A 21,042-nucleotide genomic window follows, 5' to 3' on the forward strand; every position below is an offset into this window, starting at 1 on the left:
GACGATTTGAAATTGTACCTTTGAAACCAAATCAAATGGCTTCAAATGAATCAAGACAAATATGTTTTCGCTCAATTGGTAGAGTTTTTGAACAACAATAAATTCAGAAGAATCGTGGACAAATACGATGGAAATCGTTACGTCAAACATTTCACTTGCTGGAACCAGCTTCTTGCTATGATGTTCGGACAGCTAAGCAATCGTGAGAGCCTACGCGACCTGATTGTTGCATTGGAAGCACATCAAGCCAAGTGTTATCATTTGGGATTGGGTCGTGAACCCTTGGCCAAAACCACACTTGCATCAGCTAACCAAAATAGGGATTACAGAATCTTTGAAGATTTTGCATTCTTCATGATGAAAGAAGCCAGTGATAAACGAGCTACTCATATTCTGGATATCGAAGGAAAGAAGTACGCTTTTGATTCAACCACCATTCCGTTATGTTTGGCAACATTTCCTTGGGCTAAATTTCGAAGTAAAAAAGGTGGAGTCAAGGCACATGTCCTTTATGACATTGAGGCTCAGGTTCCGGCTTTTTTTACAGTAACCACAGCTTCAAAACATGACTCAACAGCAATGTCTGCAATTCATTATGAACCAAATGCATACTATATTTTTGATAGAGCGTATGATTCGTTTAAGGAACTATATCGGATTCATCTTACTGGCTCTTTCTTTGTCGTAAGAGCCAAGTCGAATCTTAAATTTAAGTTCTGCAAATGGAAACGCAGACTACCAAAGAATATACTATCTGATGCTGAAGTGAAATTATCAGGATATACCTCTGAAAAGAAGTATCCGGAATCATTCAGGATTATCAGGTTCTATGATGAAGAAGATGATCGTGAATTTACCTTCCTGACAAATGCCAAACATATATCTGCACTTGATGTAGCTAATCTCTATAAAAAGAGATGGCTTGTAGAACTGTTCTTCAAATGGTTGAAGCAGCACCTTAAAATCAAAAGGTTCTGGGGCGCCACAGAAAACGCAGTCCGTATTCAGATAAGTGTGGCTATTATCACTTATTGTTTGGTAGCTATTATCCAACATGATTTGCACTTAAGCCGTTCGACCTATGAGGTCCTACAGATTTTGAGCATTTCATTAACGGATAAAACACCTTTACAAGAGTTGTTCAATAAGACTAATTTCAATGATGTCAAAGAGCAATTAAATCCCCTTTTCCCGGGGTTGTTTGATTAATATTTAATTCGTCCCGATTTTAACGGGACACTAATGTGAATAAATATATGAAAAGTTTATTGAATAAAATAATTATTCCGTTTTTTGGACTGGGACTTATGATTACTGCATGTAGTGACTGGACAGAACTGGAACCTAAATATGCAAAAGATTTGACTCAGACAGATAAATCTGAGGAATATTACGAGGCACTTAGAGCTTATAAGCAATCGGATCATGCGGTAGCTTTTGGTTGGTATGGTAATGCTACAGGTATTGGAGTCAGTCTCGAAAACTGTCTGGCAGGTTTGCCTGATAGTGTCGACTTTGTTTCTCTTTGGGGAGGCTGGAAGGGTATGACTCCCGAAGTGCAGAGAGACCTGAAATATGTACAGACTGTAAAGGGTACAAAGGCTTTGGCTTGCTGTATCATCATGGAAATGGGTGACCAGATTACTCCGGAAGAATATAATGCTACTCGCGAAGACCGTCATAAGTTCTGGGGATGGGTTGATGGTGATGAAGAGGCTATCAAGGCTTCTATCGTGAAATTTGCTAATGCTTTTGCTGATACTATCGATAAGTATAATCTGGATGGATTTGATCTGGATTGGGAGCCTTCATATGATCAGCCTTTCGAAACTAACAAGGAGATGTGCAAGAATGGCCGAATAGCTATTTTCCTGCAAACATTGATTGACCGGGGAATGGGTGCTCGTGCTGGAAAAGGCAAACTGCTCGTAATCGATGGAGAGCCCGAACATTCAGAAATACCGGCTGAAATGGGTAAAGACTTCAATTATTTCATCGGACAGGCGTATAGTTCATGGGGTGATAGCGACCTGGATGGACGTTTGGCTAGAATTATTAACCATTATGACGGTGTCCTTACCCCGGAAGAATGTGCTAAGAAATTCATCGTTTGTGAGAATTTTGAGAATTATGCACAAACAGGAGGAGTATCATATTATTACGACCGTGAGGGAAATAATTATAAGTCGCTCGAAGGTATGGCACGTTGGAAACCGCAATATAATGGTGAAACTTTCTCCAGAAGTGGAGGCGTAGGTACTTTCCACATGGAATATGAATATAAAGTAAGTGGTATGTCTGGAAACTATCCGTTCCTGCGCAATGCCATACAGATTATGAATCCTGCAAAAAAATAAATGGCTATGAAATCATTATATAGAAAATTAGGACTACTGTCCGTTGTTTTGATGGGCTTATCTTTCAGTGCTTGTGATGATGCTAAATATAAACCTGTAGATACTGGACTTTATTTGGCAGAGACTAGTACAAAATCTTTGGTTGGAAAGAAAATCATTTCAGCAGATGATGGACATTATAATTTTACAATTACTCCACGTCTGATATCTCCAATGGATCAGGATGTAACTATGTCTTTAGGCATTGATAAGGATTTTTTAAATCAATATAATGCTCGTTATGGTACAAGTTTAGAGGTTGTTCCAGATGAATATGTAGAATTCTCGAATAAGGAAATCACATTGAAAGCTGGTGAGGTTTTATCTTCAACTGTTGAAGTAACTATAAAGCCTTTGTCGAAAGAAATGGTGGATAGTGGAAAAAAATATGCACTTCCTGTTGGGATTATAGGAGCTAACACAACTTTGCTGGCAGGTGCTTCTTCTATTCTTTATCAGTTGGAAAAAACTCCTATTGTTACAGTTCCGATTCTTAACAGTGGGAATAACGCTAAGTTCAACATGATAAACGATTATTCATTAACTCAATGGTCTGTTGAGTTCTGTGTTAATATAGACAGGCTAGGCACTGGCATTGGACAGTTGAATAATCAGGCTATGTTTAGTGCTTTTGCTCCTGGTGGTATGGATGGTGAGATTTATACCCGTTTTGGTGATGCTCCTATAAAGGGGAATATCTTCCAGATAAAGAATCAGGGTACTCAGATTAACTCTAACATGGAGTTTAGTACTAATACATGGTATCATTTGGCTGTTGTTTGTGATGGTGTTACTCTTTCTTTGTATGTGAATGGCGAATTGGATAATCAGATTGCAGTGACTGGTAAGGTTACTAATCTTGGAAAGGATAAATTTGGATTTGGTAATACTGATTATTTGAAAGCAAATGTAAAGGTTTCAGAATTAAGATTCTGGACTAAGGCTATATCTCAGACTCAGATTAAAGAGAATATGTATTCTATTGACCCGACAACAGAAGGGTTGGAAGCCTATTGGAAAATGGATGAAGGTTCAGGAAATGACTTTAAAGATTATACAGGACACGGTAATAACGGATATTCAGTTGGTACAACAGTGTGGTCACCAAATGAACGTCTGGATGGAAAACAATAAATGATGTTTTTAAAATTTACAACATTTATTTTTAATAGGTAAAAATATTATATAGAAGGCGTTACCAGTAAGATGGTTTGGCGCCTTCTTTTTTCTTATTTAATAAAATATATTATGAAAACACTAGGACAATTTTCAAAATTGGCTTTTTGTGCCTTGCTGGCTTCTTCCTGCCTGCAAGCAGAAGCACAAGTTGATTTAGTCAGGGGTGGTAAGACTAAATCGGTAATTATTCTACAAGATAACACCAGAGAGAACCGTACAGCAGCAAATATCCTGCAACTTTTTGTAGGACGTATTTCGGGAGCTGATATTCCAGTTGTAGCAAACCGTAAAGTAAAGAAAGGGGATATACTGATTGGTGGACAGGTTCCTGCCGGAGTGAAAGAAGACGGCTATGCTTTGTCTACTGCCGGTGGTATCTTAAAAATATCCGGTGAGGCTAATGGAGTAGTTTATGGAGCGGTTTCTCTGCTCGAAGATTATCTGGAAGTAGATTATTGGGGAGAAAACGAGTATTCACTGAAGCAGTCGCCTGATATTTCCCTGCCCATGATAGAGAAAGTGGACAACCCGGCTTTCCGCTATCGTCAGAGTCAGTGTTATGCCATGCGGAGCGATTCCATTTATAAATGGTGGAACCGCCTGGAAGAACCTCAGGAAACATTTGCAGCCGGATATTGGGTACATACTTTCGACAAGTTGCTTCCGGCTGAAGTATATGGCGAGAAACATCCCGAGTATTATGCATATTTCAACGGAAAAAGACATCCGGGAAAAGCCAGTCAGTGGTGTCTGACCAATCCGGACGTATTCGAAATAGTATCGCAGCGTATAGATTCTATTTTTAAGGCGAATCCTGACAGGAAGCTGATTTGTGTAAGTCAGAATGATGGAAATTATACAAACTGTACATGTGAAAATTGCCGGAAAATAGACGAGGAAGAAGGAGCTTTGTCTGGCTCTATGATTTATTTCTTGAATAAGTTGGCTGCACGTTTCCCCGACAAGGAGTTTGCTACACTTGCTTATTTGTATACGATGAATCCTCCCAAGCATATCAAGCCTTTGCCTAATGTAACGGTGATGTTGTGTGATATTGATTGCGAGAGAGAAGTTTCGTTGACCGAAAATGCCAGTGGACGTCAGTTTATGAAAGCCCTCGAAGGCTGGTCGCAGATATCAGACAATCTCTTTGTATGGGACTATGGAATTAATTTCGACAATTATTTGTCACCTTTCCCGAATTTTCATATTCTGCAGGATAATATACGTACCTTCCGTGATCATCATGTAAAGATGCATTTCTCTCAGATAGCAGGTAGCTGGTGTGGCGATTTTGCCGAATTGAGAGCTTATCTTGTTGCCAAACTGATGTGGAATCCGGATGCTGATGTTGATAAGCTGATGAAGCATTTTCTGAACGGTTATTATGGTGCAGCAGGAGATTATTTATACCGCTATATCAAAGTGATGGAAGGGGCTTTGCTGGGAAGTGGATTGCGTCTGTGGATTTACGACTCTCCGGTATCACATAAAAACGGTATGCTTCGTCCGGCTTTGATGAAGCGCTATCAGCAGCTTTTCGATGAGGCTGAAGCTTCGGTAAGCAATGATCCGGTGCTGTTGGAACGTGTAAAGAGAGCACGTCTTCCGCTGCTCTATTCTGAGTTGGAACTTTTGCGTACTGAACAGGAAAAAGACTTTACTGCTGTTGTTCAGAAACTAGATTATTTTGAAAAAGAAGTAGAACGTATGGGTGATCCGGCTTTAAACGAACGTAATAATCATGCAATGGATTATTGTAAACTGTACCGCGAGCGTTATTTGCCGAGAAAAGAAGTCAATCTGGCTAAAGGTGCCAAAGTAACCTGGCTGGAGAAACCTCATGACCGTTATATGAAATTAGGTGAAACAGCACTGACCGACGGACTGTTTGGTGGTTCCAGTTTTGTTGAGAGCTGGGTAGGCTGGGAAGGAACCGATGGAGCTTTCGTTCTTGATATGGGCGAGGTGAAAGAGGTGAGAAGTATTGAAACTGACTTCCTGCATCAGATAGGGCAGTGGATTCTCTTCCCGCTGAGTGTATCATACAGCTATTCAACCGACGGAAAAGAATATCATTTGTGGAAGACCATCGATATGCCTGAAGAGCGTTCGGGTATGGTGCTTTTCAGAGGTGTAAAAGCCGACTCGGAAGTGCCTTTGCAGGCTCGTTATCTGAAAGTAGAGGTTACCGGAACAAAGGTATGTCCTCACTGGCATTACGGAGTAGGACATCCTTCCTGGTTCTTTATCGATGAAGTTACTGTACAATGAGTTTTATTTCTTTAAAATATATTTTTGCTTCATAGTTTTTTAAGATAGACTGAGTTCTAAAGATGGCATGTTGCCTCTTGGAACTCAGTTTTCTTTTGTGGTTGTGTCTGTTTTCTTGGCTCTAAGGAGTCATTTATTTGTGAATCACTGTTACAAACAGAGTCTGTTTTCTTAATTTATGTTGTAAAACACAGTTTTTTGACCTGGTTATTTGCTAATTCCCAGATACTCCGTATCTTTGCACTGTGTTTTTCATAGTATTAGATTTAAGGTTAACAAAGGTTGGAGTACAGCGGTACTCCTTTTTTTATGTCCGTACTTTGGGAAGTACCGGATATAAAAAAAGAGAAACCCGACAAAAAGCCAAGGTTTCTCTTGAAATTTTAAAAAAGCTGACAATTAATTTTTTTCCAAATTCATTAATACACGTCCCAGCATCATGATAGTTGATCCACGGAGCTCAGGAAGCGAAGTTCTGATGTAACTGATAATTTCCGGTGTCAATTCCGGTGAGTTGGGGAACAGACGAGTTACATTGAGCAGAATAAGCTCGAAATCTTTTTGATCTAATTCTCCTTTCTTGTTTTTTACCATTTCGAAAAATTGTTTTTTGTCTCCTTTGGCATAACATTCTATCAGTTCGAACATTGGTGCGAAAGGATACTTTTTGTCAAGTTTCAGTGAACGGATATCCTTTTTCGTCTGCTGATATTCTGCTTCATTATATTTGTTTTCTTCGAACGTATAGCCTGACAGGTAAGTAGAAAGAGCCGAATGATATAGCTTCTGGATATGGCTCAATGCTTCTTCTTTTACTTTTGCGTCAGCCTGATTGATATGTTTTACCCAATATTGACATTTCGGGTCGGAGATGTCAAAAGTGTATCGTGAGAAAACAAACAGATTTTCTGCCGAAAGTTTCTGTTTGTCAGTCAGTGAGTTGAAATAGTCATTAATGATTTTATACCCTTCATCGTATTTCTTTTTTTCCATGAAATCCATGGCATAAGCGTTAACGAGCTCCGGAGTTCTTTCACCACTTTCGTAACGTTGTTTCATACGCTCAGGAGTCAGCTCCAGATTTAGTTCGTTCTTTACCTTCGTGATGAAAGCATCGGCGGGGAAAGCACCGGTAATGGTTACTTTTGCATTACCTTGCTGGTCGGCAATGATAAAAGTCGGATAAGCCTTTATATTGAATTGCTGTGCAAATGCTTTTCCTTCTTTTTCTGCGTTCAGTTTAATGCAGACAAACTGTGCATTAAAGAAATCGCCTACTTGTTTTTGCGGGAATACTTCTTTAGACATCTTCCGGCAAGGACCGTACTAGTCTGTATAGAAATCGATGAATACAAGTTTGTTTTCTGCTTGTGACTGTTTAAGCGCTTCATTGAAATCAATGTTGCGGAAATTGGTCTGAGCTGTTACGGTACCTGTTGCCAGTGTCAGACTAAATAAAAGTGTTATAAGTGTTTTTTTCATAATAGTATGTTTTATAATTTAGAAACGAACTCCTATAGAGGCTGATATTTTTCTGGAGAACGGATAATCGATACCACGTTCTTCTTTGATGGTAGATAAGCGGAAGAGGTTATTACCATAGATGCGCACATTGAATGAAGAAGCACCGATGGATTGCAGCCATTTTTCGGTAGTGGTTTCATATCCCACTGACAGAGTAGACAATTCCAGTGTGTTGTCGTCGGCAATGAAGCGGGAAGACATGTTGGTTACAGTGGTATCGTCGATACGTTTGAACTTGGCGATATCACCCGGTTTCTGCCATCTGCCGTAAAGTGCTCGTTTGTCCTGATTGTATTTTACTTGAACGTCGCTGATATTTTCTACTTTGTTGAACAGGGTAGACAAGAATGCTTGTCCGCCATAGCGATAGCTGAATATTGCATTGATAGAGAATCCTTTCCAGTAGAAGCTGGAACCAAATGCTCCTTCCATATCCGGAGTAGAGTCACCACAGATTACTTCGTCGGCAGAATCCCACTTAAAGGTATACGAACCGTCTTTACGGATGAATATTTCATTACCGGTCATCGGGTCAATACCTGCTGAGCGTACTGCATAAAGAGCTGTCGGGCTGGCTCCGTCGTAGTAACGGATCAGACTTTGGTTGGTACGTTCTTTTTCGTTGTATTTCTCCAGCAGATCACCTATGTTGTAATATTCCGATGTAATATGACGCAGGTTGGCATTTACTGTCCAGTTCATATTCGGTTTTCTGATGATGATGTAACTTCCTGTAAAAGTGACACCCTGGTTTCTCATGGCACCAATGTTCATCGGAACAGATGTAATACCAGAAGAGGGCGGGAAGTCGATGTTCAGCAATAACGGGTCGGTTTTCTTTCTGAAATAGTCTACGTTCAGGCGCAGGCGGTTCTGGAACATTTCTACATCAAGACCCCAGTTCTGTTCATTGGTACGTTGCCATTGCAGTCCACTGTTACCCCATGTCTTGACTAAAGCTGACAGACCGAACATATTCGGATAGCTGGTATAATAAGTATATACGCTGTTAGCCATTTTAGCATTCAGGTTGGCATTTCCCGGATTACCGACTGAGTATCTCAGCTTCATGTAGTTGAGGATGTTGTTCTGACGGAAGAACGATTCGTTGTGAATGTTCCATCCTAAACCTAATGACCAGATGGTAGAGAACGGATTATCTACTCCATATACAGACGAACCGTCGGAACGAAGGTTGAAGTCCAGCAAGTAGCGCAACTGATATCCGTAGTTGAAGTTAGCATAATAGCTGGCATGTCTGATTCTGGAAATCGAAGAACTTGGTTTACCGCCTTCTGGATATCCGTTTGAGAAGTTCGGATTCGAGAACATGTCGCTGAATAACCTATTGCTTGGAAGATAGATAAGTTAGATTGGTTTTCGCTGATTTGCATACTTCCGATGGCGTTGACAGTATGTTTACCGAAAGTCTTACCATAAGAAACGTCTAAGCTTCCGTCGTATGAAGAAGATTTTGTGTTCGATTCGTTATAGCTTCCTTTTTTCAGAACTTCGGTAGTCAGAAACTCACTCATTTCCGGTGATTTGAATACCTGGGCATTATAGCGTCCTACAGTAAGACCGAACTTTCCTCTGATGCGGAGTTCCGATATCGGACGGTATTCAATCTGGAAGTTGTTGACAAAGGTCAGCTGGTTGCTCTTGTCATAGCTGCTCTGATTGAAGTCCCACAGAGGATTGGTGATGTACTGGGTTCCGGAAGTGGCAGATATAATCTCTTCCATGACTTGCTCTACTTCTCCATATTCATTGTATTTGTCGTAAAATGGGTTAGTTTGTGCAAACTTACTGAACGAAACTGTTGGATTTTCTACATCAGTATTAGTGATGTTGGTCTGGTTGGTAAATGCAAACTTATCAATACGGTAAGTCAATTGTACGTTTCCGTTCAGAATGTCACGGCTGGAGTTTTTCATTGCACCGTTTGTCTGTGTGTAAGTCATACCGACACCGTAGCGGAAAGCGGCATCACCTCCTTCGGCAAAGATGTTATGGCTTTGAGTGAAACCTGTTTGCAAAGGCTCGTTCAGCCAGTATGAATCAATTCCCTGCTTACTTCTCAGCAAACGCAGGTTATAAAGACTCCTGTAATACTCATCGATGATATTACCGTTTGAGTCGAGTGAACCATAATAGCCAGCTAGTCTTTCATATTCAAGTTTTTCGGAAGAGTTCATCAGGTTATAGTCAGTCAAATCTGCCCATTCGATACCGAAGTTACCGTTATAGTTAAATTTCAGTCTTCAGGCCTCTGGCTTTTTGGTTTCCACAACTACTACACCATTGGCTGCTTTCGAACCGTAAATAGCAGTAGATGAAGCATCTTTCAAGATCGTGATACTTGCTACTCGGTCCATACTCAGGTCAGTAATGGTCGATAGAGTGGTTTCAAATCCATCCAGAATAAATTAGGGTTGGTGCTATATTCTGTTTCCAGACCTACGATGTTGGTGTTACCTCCGATATTGAGGTTCATGGTTGCATTCGGGTCAGATCCGGCAAGATTATTTTCCAGAATGATGAAAGATGGGTCAAGTACTTTCAAACTTTGCAGAACATTCTGGTTGCCGACTGTTTTCAATTCTTTTTCCGAATAAGTAGCCATAGATCCGGTAAAGCTTTCAGCCTTTCGGGTATAGATGCCGGTAATTACGGTTTCCTGTAAGGATACGGCATCCGGTTCCAGGCGGACTTTTAATTTCTCGGAAGGATTGGAAACACGAACCGTCTGTGTTTTCATTCCGACATATGAGAATATGAGCGAGTGGATGTTTGAGGGGATGGCAAAAGTAAATTTACCGTCTATATCTGTTATGACTCCTACTCCATGAGCATTTTTATAGGTAATGTTTACACCCGGTAAAGGATTGCCGTTTTCATTGATGACAACGCCTTGGTAGGTAACTTTATCGCTTTGAGCAGATTGAAAGTTTGGTTAAGATTGTTTTCCGTGGCTGCATGTATCTGTGGGCTAGCGATTGGAAAAACACTTACGGCCAGAGCCAGATAGTTAAGCTTGTTGCCATGTAGCCAACTTTTGATTGGGGGGATGGCTTGCGACAAGCAATTAGAATGCTTCTTTAAATTCATAGTTATTAGTTATTGTAAGATTACGGATGCAAACGTATGGAAAATATATTAACGAATCAATATTTTGTATAATTTTTTTGAAAAAGATAAATTTTAAGCATTTGTTTTCTGTGTTTTAGTTTCTATTTGTAATACTTTTATGTGTGTAGACCTTTAATTTATATCCTGCATGTATATGATAGGGAATTTAACCTGCTAGCTTGATCTGGATTTATGTCAGAAACTGATAGCAAAATTCAGTATATAGTCCTTTTTCCGTCATTGCTGATAATCAGTCTGTTCATTATGCTGAAAAAAATATGCTGTAATTTTAAAAAAAGAAGGTGTATTTTAGGTGAAAACATGCCGTTGTTTTGATGAAGAGAAGGCGTTGTTTTTCCATTGTGCCGTTTTTTGCGGATAATGCGGTGTGTTTTCCTTCGCGCACATGCGCCCGCCCGCGCAATAAATATTATTGTGCATGTTTTCCTCCTCCTTCTGCGTCCGGTAAAAAAATATGCCGCGTAACATAGCTGTTTTCCAGTGTCTTACGAAAAAACTTTCAGGAAAAGTCAAAAAAAAGTCGTGTAAAAGTTGGAGTTTGCGAAAAAGTGCGTAATTTTGCACCCGCTTTCGAGAGAGAAACGCGCTGAAGCATTGACAGAGTGAACGTGAGGTTTCCGGTTTTTCGGTTGTTGCCTTGTATCTTACCTTAGCGGTGCTAAGGGAGCGAGAAGGGCTTGCGGTTCCGGTTTCTGACCGCTGGAAAATTTTTTCGAAAAAAAAACTTCGAAAAAATTTGGTGGTTAAGAAAAAACCTCTTACCTTTGCAAACGCTTTCGCTAACAAACGGAAGCTTAGAAATAAGAGATAGTTCTTTGAAAGACTTTAGATAAACAAACGAAATGTAGTACAAGCAGTAGTCATGTGATATATATATATAATGTGTATCCGTGATGAAGTGATAAAACCGTCAATCTGATTAAACAATCAAGAAACATTCGGTCACCTGAACAGAGATAAAAGTACTCGCAAGAGTAAAAAGATATTTTACAATGAAGAGTTTGATCCTGGCTCAGGATGAACGCTAGCTACAGGCTTAACACATGCAAGTCGAGGGGCAGCATGAACTTAGCTTGCTAAGTTTGATGGCGACCGGCGCACGGGTGAGTAACACGTATCCAACCTTCCGTTTACTCAGGGATAGCCTTTCGAAAGAAAGATTAATACCTGATAGTATGGTGAGATTGCATGATAACACCATTAAAGATTTATTGGTAAACGATGGGGATGCGTTCCATTAGGTAGTAGGCGGGGTAACGGCCCACCTAGCCTGCGATGGATAGGGGTTCTGAGAGGAAGGTCCCCCACATTGGAACTGAGACACGGTCCAAACTCCTACGGGAGGCAGCAGTGAGGAATATTGGTCAATGGGCGAGAGCCTGAACCAGCCAAGTAGCGTGAAGGATGAAGGTCCTACGGATTGTAAACTTCTTTTATACGGGAATAAAGTTTCCTACGTGTAGGATTTTGTATGTACCGTATGAATAAGCATCGGCTAACTCCGTGCCAGCAGCCGCGGTAATACGGAGGATGCGAGCGTTATCCGGATTTATTGGGTTTAAAGGGAGCGCAGACGGGAGATTAAGTCAGTTGTGAAAGTTTGCGGCTCAACCGTAAAATTGCAGTTGATACTGGTTTCCTTGAGTGCAGTTGAGGCAGGCGGAATTCGTGGTGTAGCGGTGAAATGCTTAGATATCACGAAGAACCCCGATTGCGAAGGCAGCTTGCTAAACTGTAACTGACGTTCATGCTCGAAAGTGTGGGTATCAAACAGGATTAGATACCCTGGTAGTCCACACGGTAAACGATGGATACTCGCTGTTGGCGATATACTGTCAGCGGCCAAGCGAAAGCATTAAGTATCCCACCTGGGGAGTACGCCGGCAACGGTGAAACTCAAAGGAATTGACGGGGGCCCGCACAAGCGGAGGAACATGTGGTTTAATTCGATGATACGCGAGGAACCTTACCCGGGCTTAAATTGCAGACGAATTACGAGGAAACTTGTAAGCCGCAAGGCGTCTGTGAAGGTGCTGCATGGTTGTCGTCAGCTCGTGCCGTGAGGTGTCGGCTTAAGTGCCATAACGAGCGCAACCCTCGTGGTCAGTTACTAACAGGTTAAGCTGAGGACTCTGGCCAGACTGCCATCGTAAGATGTGAGGAAGGTGGGGATGACGTCAAATCAGCACGGCCCTTACGTCCGGGGCTACACACGTGTTACAATGGGAGGTACAGAAGGCTGCTACCCGGCAACGGGATGCCAATCCCCAAAACCTCTCTCAGTTCGGACTGGAGTCTGCAACCCGACTCCACGAAGCTGGATTCGCTAGTAATCGCGCATCAGCCACGGCGCGGTGAATACGTTCCCGGGCCTTGTACACACCGCCCGTCAAGCCATGAAAGCCGGGGGTACCTGAAGTGCGTAACCGCAAGGAGCGCCCTAGGGTAAAACCGGTAATTGGGGCTAAGTCGTAACAAGGTAGCCGTACCGGAAGGTGCGGCTGGAACACCTCCTTTCTGGAGCGTGACCTGAATAAGGGTTTTGTCCCTTGTGCTGCATGGGGGTTTGTTTAACGATATAGAAGAGAGAAAGATGAAGCCGAGTCGGTAACAGACTAGGTTGAACTGAATCACAAAAGCTAGTCCTATAGCTCAGTTGGTTAGAGCGCTACACTGATAATGTAGAGGTCGGCAGTTCAACTCTGCCTGGGACTACCCGAAAGGAAGGAAGAAAAAAACTTCCTTAAAAATTTGCAGTAACGAAGGAAAACGCTTACCTTTGCAGCCGCAAAAAACGGGGGATTAGCTCAGCTGGCTAGAGCACCTGCTTTGCACGCAGGGGGTCAACGGTTCGAATCCGTTATTCTCCACCATAAAGATAGGTCTATGACATGATGTAACAAGCAAAAAGTAATTTTAGTACGAAAGCTAAAAGTATATATCATCCCGCACTATAATATATAGTGTGCACGTGATAAGGAAAGTAGGAAAGGGCGCATGGCGGATGCCTTGGCTCTCGGAGGCGATGAAGGACGTGATAAGCTGCGATAAGTCACGGGGAGGTGCAAATAACCCTTGATCCGTGAATCTCCGAATGGGACAACCCGTTACCTTGAAGAGGTAACATCCATCAATGATGGAGGCTAACGCAGGGAACTGAAACATCTTAGTACCTGCAGGAAAAGAAAATAACAATGATTCCCCCAGTAGTGGCGAGCGAACGGGGAAGAGCCCAAACCGTTCATGTTACGGCATGGACGGGGTTGTAGGACCGCGTCGTTGCAAGAAATTTTGCGAGAAGAACGATCTGGAAAGTTCGGCCGAAGACGGTGACAGCCCGGTATTCTAAGCAAGACGAAGCATAGCGGTATCCTGAGTAGCGCGGAACACGAGGAATTCTGCGTGAATCTGCCGGGACCATCCGGTAAGGCTAAATACTCCCGAGAGACCGATAGTGGACCAGTACCGTGAGGGAAAGGTGAAAAGCACTTCGAACAGAAGAGTGAAATAGTACCTGAAACCGTGCGCCTACAAGCGGTCGGAGCACGAAAGTGTGACGGCGTGCCTTTTGCATAATGAACCTACGAGTTGCCGTCTTTGGCAAGGTTAAGGGACATGAGTCCCGCAGCCGAAGCGAAAGCGAGTCTGAACAGGGCGTCAAGTCAGCGGCGGCAGACGCGAAACCAAGTGATCTACCCTTGGCCAGGATGAAGTCTGGGTAACACCAGATGGAGGTCCGCACCAATAAGCGTTGAAAAGCTTCTGGATGAGCTGAGGGTAGGGGTGAAAGGCTAATCAAACTTGGAGATAGCTCGTACTCCCCGAAATGCATTTAGGTGCAGCCTTGCGGGTTACTGATGTGAGGTAGAGCGACTGATTGGATGCGAGGGCTTCACCGCCTATCAAGTCCTGACAAACTCCGAATGCGCATCAGTTCTACCGCAGGAGTGAGGGCATGGGTGCTAAGGTCCGTGCCCGAGAGGAGAAGAATCCGGACCACCGGCTAAGGTCCCGAAATGACAGCTAAGTTAAACTAACGAAGTCTGATTGCTAAGACAGCTAGGATGTTGGCTTGGAAGCAGCCATTCATTTAAAGAGTGCGTAACAGCTCACTAGTCGAGGAATCGGGCGTGGATAATAATCGGGTATGAAGTTGTCTACCGAAGCCGTGGGATCAGCAATGATCGGTAGGGGAGCATTCCATTCCGCGTCGAAGGCGTGGCGTGAGCCATTCTGGAGCGTATGGAAAAGCAAATGTAGGTATAAGTAACGATAAAGGGGGTGAGAAACCCCCTCGCCGAAAGACTAAGGTTTCCTGATCAACGCTAATCGGATCAGGGTCAGTCGGGTCCTAAGGCTCAGCCGAACGGCGAGGCCGATGGCAGAAACGGTTAATATTCCGTTACTACCTTTGAGGGTGACGTGGGGAAGCAGTAGTGACACTGCCGCGGGCTGACGGAATAGCCCGTTAAAGAGTGTAGGCGTTGATTTCCGCAGGCAAATCCACGGAAAGAGCCGAACTTGACAGTATGGAGCGTCCTTCGGGACAATCCAACAGCGCAGGTAATCAGACTGCCGAGAAAATCCGCTAAACATAACTTCAGAGGTACCCGTACCGCAAACGGACACACGTAGTCGGGTTGAATATACTAAGGCGCTTGGGTGAATCACGGTTAAGGAACTAGGCAAACTGACCCTGTAACTTCGGGATAAAGGGTCCCTCCTCGCAAGAGAGGGCGCAGAGAATAGGTCCAGGCAACTGTTTAACAAAAACACAGGGCTGTGCGAATATGAAAGTAGAAGTATACAGCCTGACACCTGCCCGGTGCTGGAAGGTTAAGAGGAGATGTCATCGCAAGAGAAGCATTGAATTGAAGCCCCAGTAAACGGCGGCCGTAACTATAACGGTCCTAAGGTAGCGAAATTCCTTGTCGGGTAAGTTCCGACCTGCACGAATGGTGTAATGATCCGGACGCTGTCTCAACCGTGAGCCCAGTGAAATTGTAGTATCGGTGAAGATGCCGATTACCCGCGATGGGACGAAAAGACCCCGTGAACCTTTACTATAGCTTAGCATTGAATTTGGGCACGCGATGTGTAGGATAGGTCGGAGGCTTTGAAGCAGGCACGCCAGTGTTTGTGGAGCCGCTGTTGAAATACGACCCTTTGTTTGTTTGAATTCTAACTCTTGGTAAGAGGACATTGCTTGGTGGGTAGTTTGACTGGGGTGGTCGCCTCCAAAAGCGTAACGGAGGCTTCTAAAGGTGCCCTCAGGACGATCGGTAACCGTCCGCAGAGTGTAATGGCAGAAGGGCGCTTGACTGGGAGACAGACAAGTCGAGCAGGTAGGAAACTAGAGCATAGTGATCCGGTGTTTCCGTATGGAAGGGACATCGCTCAAAGGATAAAAGGTACTCCGGGGATAACAGGCTGATCCCTCCCAAGAGCTCATATCGACGGAGTGGTTTGGCACCTCGATGTCGGCTCGTCACATCCTGGGGCTGGAGAAGGTCCCAAGGGTTGGGCTGTTCGCCCATTAAAGTGGCACGCGAGCTGGGTTCAGAACGTCGTGAGACAGTTCGGTCTCTATCTATCGTGGGCGTATGAAATTTGCGTGGCTCTGACACTAGTACGAGAGGACCGTGTTGGACCGACCTCTGGTTTACCGGTTGTGCCGCCAGGTGCATCGCCGGGTATCTAAGTCGGGATCGGATAAGTGCTGAAAGCATCTAAGTACGAAGCCGGCCACAAGATTAGATTTCTCAGGGTCGTCAAAGACGATGACGTTGATAGGATGCAGGTGTAAAGGTAGAGATACCAAAGCCGAGCATTACTAATTGCCCGTATGCTTTCCTTGTCAGGAAGGATGGGTGATATATACTTTCAGCTTCTTGAGAAGTGCTTGAATTACCTGCTTGTTAGTCATGAATACATAAAGGATATTCAGGTGACTATTGCACGAAGGTTCCACCTCTTCCCCATTCCGAACAGAGAAGTTAAGCTTCGTCACGCCGATGGTACTGCGCAAGTGGGAGAGTAGGTAGTCGCCGTCTTAGGAGAAGCCCTGCAGCATCACAAGTGCCGCGGGGCTTTCTTTTTTTCTGTAAACTCAGAATTTTATTGTATCTTTGGAAAACCAAATCTAATTTCTCATTTATAAATTTATTGGAAGAATATGAAAACACGTGCTTTTCGTTTTTGGCAAGCTATTTGCTTAAGTGGCCTTTTGGGGATATCTTCTCTTTATGCGCAGAATTCAGAAGCAGATTACGTACCTGCTCCAGAGAATCTGCAAGCTAGAAAAGAATTTCAAGACAGTAAGTTTGGTATATTTCTCCATTGGGGAATTTACAGTATGTTTGGGCAAGGAGAGTGGTATATGCATAATGCCGATATTGATTGTCACGAATATGCTAAGGTTGCATCAGGCTTTTACCCTTCACGCTTCAATGCACACGATTGGGTTGCAGCTATAAAGGCTTCTGGAGCTAAATATATTTGCTTCACCTCTCGTCATCATGACGGATTTTCCATGTTTGATACTAAATATTCTGATTATAATGTTGTAGATGCTACACCTTTTAAGCGGGATATTATTAAAGAATTGGCGGAGGAGTGTCAGAAACAGGGAATAAAATTGCATCTGTATTATTCACACTTGGATTGGAGTAGAGAGGATTATTATCCTTTAGGTAGAACTGGCCATGGAACTGGACGTACCTCCCATGGCGAATGGAGTACATACTATCAGTTCATGAATAACCAGTTGACTGAGTTACTGACCAATTATGGGCCGATAGGAGCTATTTGGTTTGACGGTTTATGGGATCAGCCAGACGATTTTAATTGGGGACTGGATAAACAGTATGCTTTGATTCATAAATTACAACCTGCTTGTTTGATCGGAAACAATCATCACAAATCTCCTTTCCCAGGAGAAGATTTTCAGATGTTTGAACGTGATCTTCCCGGAGAAAATAAAGCTGGACTTTCTGGTCAGTCTATCAGTACTTTGCCATTGGAAACTTGTGAAACAATGAATGGTATGTGGGGATATAAGATCAAAGATCAGAATTATAAGTCTGTTAATGAGTTGATTCATCTGTTGGTGCGTGCTGCCGGAAAAGGAGCCAATTTATTGATGAATATTGGCCCTCAGCCTAATGGAGAATTACCTGCAGTAGCTGTTGAACGTTTGAAAGGAGTAGGTGAGTGGATGTCGAAGTATGGAGAAACAATTTACGGTTCTACTTCCGGCAATGTTGTTACAGCTTCTTGGGGAACTACTACCAGAAAAGGAAACACACTCTATATACATATTTTATCACAGAAGATGCCTGAATTTGTTACTTTGCCATTGAACGAAAAGGTGATATCTGCTACCTTGTTTGATACGGGAGAAAAGGTAAAATATGAAAAAATTCAGGGAGGTATAGTTCTGCATACAGCCAATTTGAAACCTTCGGTAGACTGCATAATATCACTTAAGTTGAAGTAAAATGTATAGGAAATGATTTTTCTTGTTTATCTTTACAAAAAGAAATAAAAGTGATGTTATGGTAATAAAAACAATTTTAGATACAGACTTGTATAAGTTTACTACTTCATATGCATATATAAAACTCTTTCCTTATGCATTAGGTACGTTTACTTTTAAAGATAGAGATGAAACAGAATATACAGAAGGTTTCCTGGAAGCATTGAAAAACGAGATTCATAATCTGTCACTGGTTGCATTGCGTAAAGAGGAACTGGAGTATATGTATACACATTGTCGTTTCCTGCCGCATGTTTACTGGGAGTGGCTGTCTTCTTTCCGTTTTGATCCTGAAAAGATAGAAGTGTATCTGGACGAAGAACACCATTTGCATATCGAAGTTACAGACTACCTCTATAAAGTGACACTTTATGAAGTTCCTTTGCTGGCTATTGTTTCTGAGATAAAAAACCAGTTCCTGAACCGGATACCGGATAAAGAATCAATTATAGCTAAGTTGGCTGGGAAAGTTGAATTATCCAATGAGCATCAGATGCCGTTCTCAGAATTTGGAACACGTCGTCGTTTCTCATTTGATGTACACGATATTGTTGTCGCTTATCTGAAAGAACATGCTCGTTATTGTACCGGAACGTCAAACTGCTATCTTGCCATGAAATATGACATGCGTCCGATGGGAACCCATCCGCATGAATGGTTTATGTTCCATGGAGCACAGTTCGGTTATAAGCATGCCAATTATATGGCTTTGGAAAACTGGGTGAATGTATATGACGGAGATTTGGGAACAGCTCTTTCGGATACATATACTTCCGATTCATTTTTGTCGAACTTTAGTCGGAAGCAGGCAAAGCTTTTCGATGGAGTGCGATGCGATTCAGGAGATGAATTTGAATTTATTGACCGCTTGATTGCCAGGTATAAAGAACTGGGTATTGATCCGCGGACGAAAACAATTATTTTCAGCAATGCACTTGACTTTGAGAAGGCTTTGCATCTTTTCGATTATTGTAAAGGCAAGATAAACTGTTCTTTCGGTATCGGAACGAATCTTACAAATGATACGGGATATCATCCGTCAAATATTGTTATGAAATTATCCCGTTGTAAGATGAATCACAACCAGGAATGGAGAGAATGTGTTAAACTGTCAGATGATATGGGAAAACACATGGGAAGTAACGCTGAAGTCGAAGCATGCTTGTATGAATTACGCTTAAAATAGTATGCTAAATACTAATTTGTTGCTAAAATGAATAAAAAACTTTCATTTTATTTTGTATTGTCGAAATATTCTCTACCTTTGCAAGCGTTTAGAACAAGTAACAGATAATTATGAATACATTTCTTATACATATTTTGCTAGGCGGTATTATTATTCTATTGGTGAAACCAGTGGGAAGTGAGCCGTGTGCATGACGGTATAAGATTTATGATATAAAGCCTTTCTCACTTCTGGTGCGAAAGGCTTTTTCTTTAAAATGAAACAATAAAAGATATACGTTTATGAGTGACAGATTATTTATTTTTGATACGACATTGCGCGACGGAGAACAAGTTCCCGGATGTCAGTTGAATACAGTCGAGAAAATTCAGGTTGCCAAGCAACTCGAAGCTTTGGGAGTGGATGTAATTGAGGCAGGATTTCCTATTTCAAGTCCGGGAGATTTTAATTCGGTAATTGAGATTTCAAAGGCTGTAACCTGGCCTACTATCTGTGCACTGACTCGTGCCGTACAAAAAGATATCGACGTTGCAGCCGAAGCTTTGAAGTATGCCAAACACAAACGTATTCATACAGGAATCGGAACTTCAGATTCTCATATCAAATATAAATTCAATTCTACCCGCGAGGAAATTATAGAGCGTGCGGTTGCTGCCGTAAAATATGCTCGCCGATATGTAGACGATGTGGAGTTTTATGCTGAAGACGCAGGTCGTACAGACAATGAATATCTGGCTCGTGTGGTAGAAGCTGTTATTAAGGCAGGGGCAACAGTAGTGAATATTCCGGATACAACGGGATATTGTTTGCCCGATGAATATGGTGCAAAGATCAAATATCTGGTTGACCATGTAGACGGTATCGACAAAGCCATTATTTCTACCCACTGTCATAACGATTTAGGTATGGCAACAGCCAACACTATCAGCGGTGTGTTGAATGGAGCTCGTCAGGTAGAAGTTACCATCAACGGTATCGGTGAGCGTGCCGGAAATACTTCACTGGAAGAAGTTGCCATGATTTTACGTTGTCACAATGACATTGACATTGACACAAATATTAATACTCAGAAAATCTATCCTACCAGCCGCATGGTTTCTAGCCTGATGAATATGCCGGTTCAGCCCAATAAGGCTATTGTAGGAAGAAACGCTTTTGCACACTCTTCAGGTATTCATCAGGATGGTGTATTGAAGAATGTACAGACGTATGAAATTATCGATCCGAAAGATGTTGGTATCGACGATAATGCAATTGTACTGACAGCCCGCAGCGGTCGTGCAGCGTTGAAACACCGTTTGCATGTATTGGGTGTAGAAATGAATCAGGAAAAACTGGACAAAGTGTACGAAGACTTCCTGAAACTGGCTGATAAGAAGAAAGATATCACCGATGATGATATTCTCGTACTTGCCGGAGCCGATCGCAATGTAAACCATCACATTAAGCTGGAATATCTTCAAGTCACCAGCGGTGTCGGAGTACGTTCGGTTGCCAGTCTGGGACTTAACATCTCCGGTGAACACTTTGAAGCTGCTGCAACGGGTAACGGTCCGGTAGACGCAGCCATCAAGGCAGTAAAACAGATTATTAAACGTCAGATGACCTTGAAGGAATTTACAATTCAGGCTATCAGCAAAGGTAGTGACGATGTTGGTAAAGTTCACATGCAGGTGGAATATGACGGACAGATGTATTATGGTTTCGGAGCAAATACCGACATCATTGCAGCATCAGTAGAAGCTTATATAGATTGTATCAATAAATTCAGAAAATAACTAAATGAGATTTTA

At 42.4% G+C, this 21,042-nt stretch carries 13 protein-coding genes, 2 tRNA genes and 3 rRNA genes; 12 read left to right on the forward strand and 6 right to left on the reverse strand.

Annotation, left to right across the window (positions count from 1 at the left end; translation table 11 throughout):
* Positions 1–45: 45 nt before the first annotated feature.
* The 4 genes from ACDG22_RS07045 to ACDG22_RS07060 all read left to right on the forward strand — a co-directional run bounded on the left by ACDG22_RS07045 (position 46) and on the right by ACDG22_RS07060 (position 5,849).
* On the forward strand, positions 46–1,209 hold the full coding sequence (locus ACDG22_RS07045) for an IS4 family transposase (RefSeq protein ID WP_370858825.1): 1,164 nt from the start codon (positions 46–48) through the stop codon (positions 1,207–1,209).
* A 47-nt stretch (positions 1,210–1,256) separates the two neighbouring features.
* Positions 1,257–2,357, forward strand: a complete 1,101-nt coding sequence (locus tag ACDG22_RS07050) for a glycoside hydrolase family 18 (protein WP_270673067.1) — start codon at positions 1,257–1,259, stop codon at positions 2,355–2,357.
* A gap of 6 nt (positions 2,358–2,363) precedes the next feature.
* A complete protein-coding gene (locus ACDG22_RS07055; RefSeq protein ID WP_270669075.1) occupies positions 2,364–3,530 on the forward strand; it encodes a DUF1735 and LamG domain-containing protein in 1,167 nt (388 codons plus the stop codon).
* Between the two features lie 114 nt (positions 3,531–3,644).
* A complete protein-coding gene (locus ACDG22_RS07060; RefSeq protein ID WP_270669074.1) occupies positions 3,645–5,849 on the forward strand; it encodes a DUF4838 domain-containing protein in 2,205 nt (734 codons plus the stop codon).
* Between the two features lie 399 nt (positions 5,850–6,248).
* Here ACDG22_RS07060 and ACDG22_RS07065 read toward each other — a convergent pair whose 3' ends face one another.
* From ACDG22_RS07065 to ACDG22_RS07090, 6 genes are all read right to left on the reverse strand, one after another.
* Entirely contained in the window at positions 6,249–7,157 is a 909-nt protein-coding gene (locus ACDG22_RS07065; RefSeq protein WP_270673065.1) for a hypothetical protein, read from the reverse strand.
* 18 nt (positions 7,158–7,175) lie between these two features.
* Positions 7,176–7,331 (reverse strand): hypothetical protein, encoded by a 156-nt coding sequence (locus ACDG22_RS07070; protein ID WP_270230842.1) that lies wholly within the window; start codon positions 7,329–7,331, stop codon positions 7,176–7,178.
* Positions 7,332–7,349: 18 nt separating this feature from the next.
* Entirely contained in the window at positions 7,350–8,705 is a 1,356-nt protein-coding gene (locus ACDG22_RS07075; protein WP_333492532.1) for a SusC/RagA family TonB-linked outer membrane protein, read from the reverse strand.
* A 932-nt stretch (positions 8,706–9,637) separates the two neighbouring features.
* Complete coding sequence (locus ACDG22_RS07080; RefSeq protein WP_270213012.1) at positions 9,638–9,751, reverse strand: hypothetical protein; 114 nt, start codon at positions 9,749–9,751, stop codon at positions 9,638–9,640.
* Between the two features lie 2 nt (positions 9,752–9,753).
* Entirely contained in the window at positions 9,754–10,278 is a 525-nt protein-coding gene (locus ACDG22_RS07085) for a carboxypeptidase-like regulatory domain-containing protein (RefSeq protein WP_270230848.1), read from the reverse strand.
* A gap of 536 nt (positions 10,279–10,814) precedes the next feature.
* Positions 10,815–10,994 (reverse strand): hypothetical protein, encoded by a 180-nt coding sequence (locus tag ACDG22_RS07090; protein ID WP_370858826.1) that lies wholly within the window; start codon positions 10,992–10,994, stop codon positions 10,815–10,817.
* A gap of 521 nt (positions 10,995–11,515) precedes the next feature.
* Here ACDG22_RS07090 and ACDG22_RS07095 point away from each other — a divergent pair.
* The 8 genes from ACDG22_RS07095 to ACDG22_RS07130 all read left to right on the forward strand — a co-directional run bounded on the left by ACDG22_RS07095 (position 11,516) and on the right by ACDG22_RS07130 (position 21,027).
* Positions 11,516–13,043, forward strand: a 16S ribosomal RNA gene (locus tag ACDG22_RS07095).
* Positions 13,044–13,167: 124 nt separating this feature from the next.
* Positions 13,168–13,241: transfer RNA gene (locus ACDG22_RS07100), tRNA-Ile, on the forward strand.
* Between the two features lie 81 nt (positions 13,242–13,322).
* Positions 13,323–13,399, forward strand: a tRNA-Ala gene (locus tag ACDG22_RS07105).
* A 104-nt stretch (positions 13,400–13,503) separates the two neighbouring features.
* Positions 13,504–16,383: ribosomal RNA gene (locus ACDG22_RS07110) — 23S ribosomal RNA — on the forward strand.
* Between the two features lie 86 nt (positions 16,384–16,469).
* A 5S ribosomal RNA gene (gene rrf / locus ACDG22_RS07115) occupies positions 16,470–16,579 on the forward strand.
* The 16S, 23S and 5S rRNA genes sit together here with 2 tRNA genes alongside, the layout of an rRNA operon.
* A gap of 122 nt (positions 16,580–16,701) precedes the next feature.
* The gene (locus ACDG22_RS07120; RefSeq protein ID WP_178269875.1) at positions 16,702–18,024 is read left to right on the forward strand and encodes an alpha-L-fucosidase; all 1,323 of its coding nucleotides are present in this window, start codon (positions 16,702–16,704) and stop codon (positions 18,022–18,024) included.
* Between the two features lie 58 nt (positions 18,025–18,082).
* The gene (gene pncB, locus ACDG22_RS07125) at positions 18,083–19,249 is read left to right on the forward strand and encodes a nicotinate phosphoribosyltransferase (protein ID WP_007566944.1); all 1,167 of its coding nucleotides are present in this window, start codon (positions 18,083–18,085) and stop codon (positions 19,247–19,249) included.
* A gap of 281 nt (positions 19,250–19,530) precedes the next feature.
* Positions 19,531–21,027, forward strand: a complete 1,497-nt coding sequence (locus ACDG22_RS07130) for a 2-isopropylmalate synthase (protein ID WP_007566942.1) — start codon at positions 19,531–19,533, stop codon at positions 21,025–21,027.
* The last annotated feature ends 15 nt before the right edge of the window (positions 21,028–21,042 follow it).

Origin of the sequence: Phocaeicola coprocola (genome assembly GCF_041333015.1) — a bacterium.
GTDB classification, from domain to species: Bacteria; Bacteroidota; Bacteroidia; order Bacteroidales; family Bacteroidaceae; genus Phocaeicola; species Phocaeicola coprocola.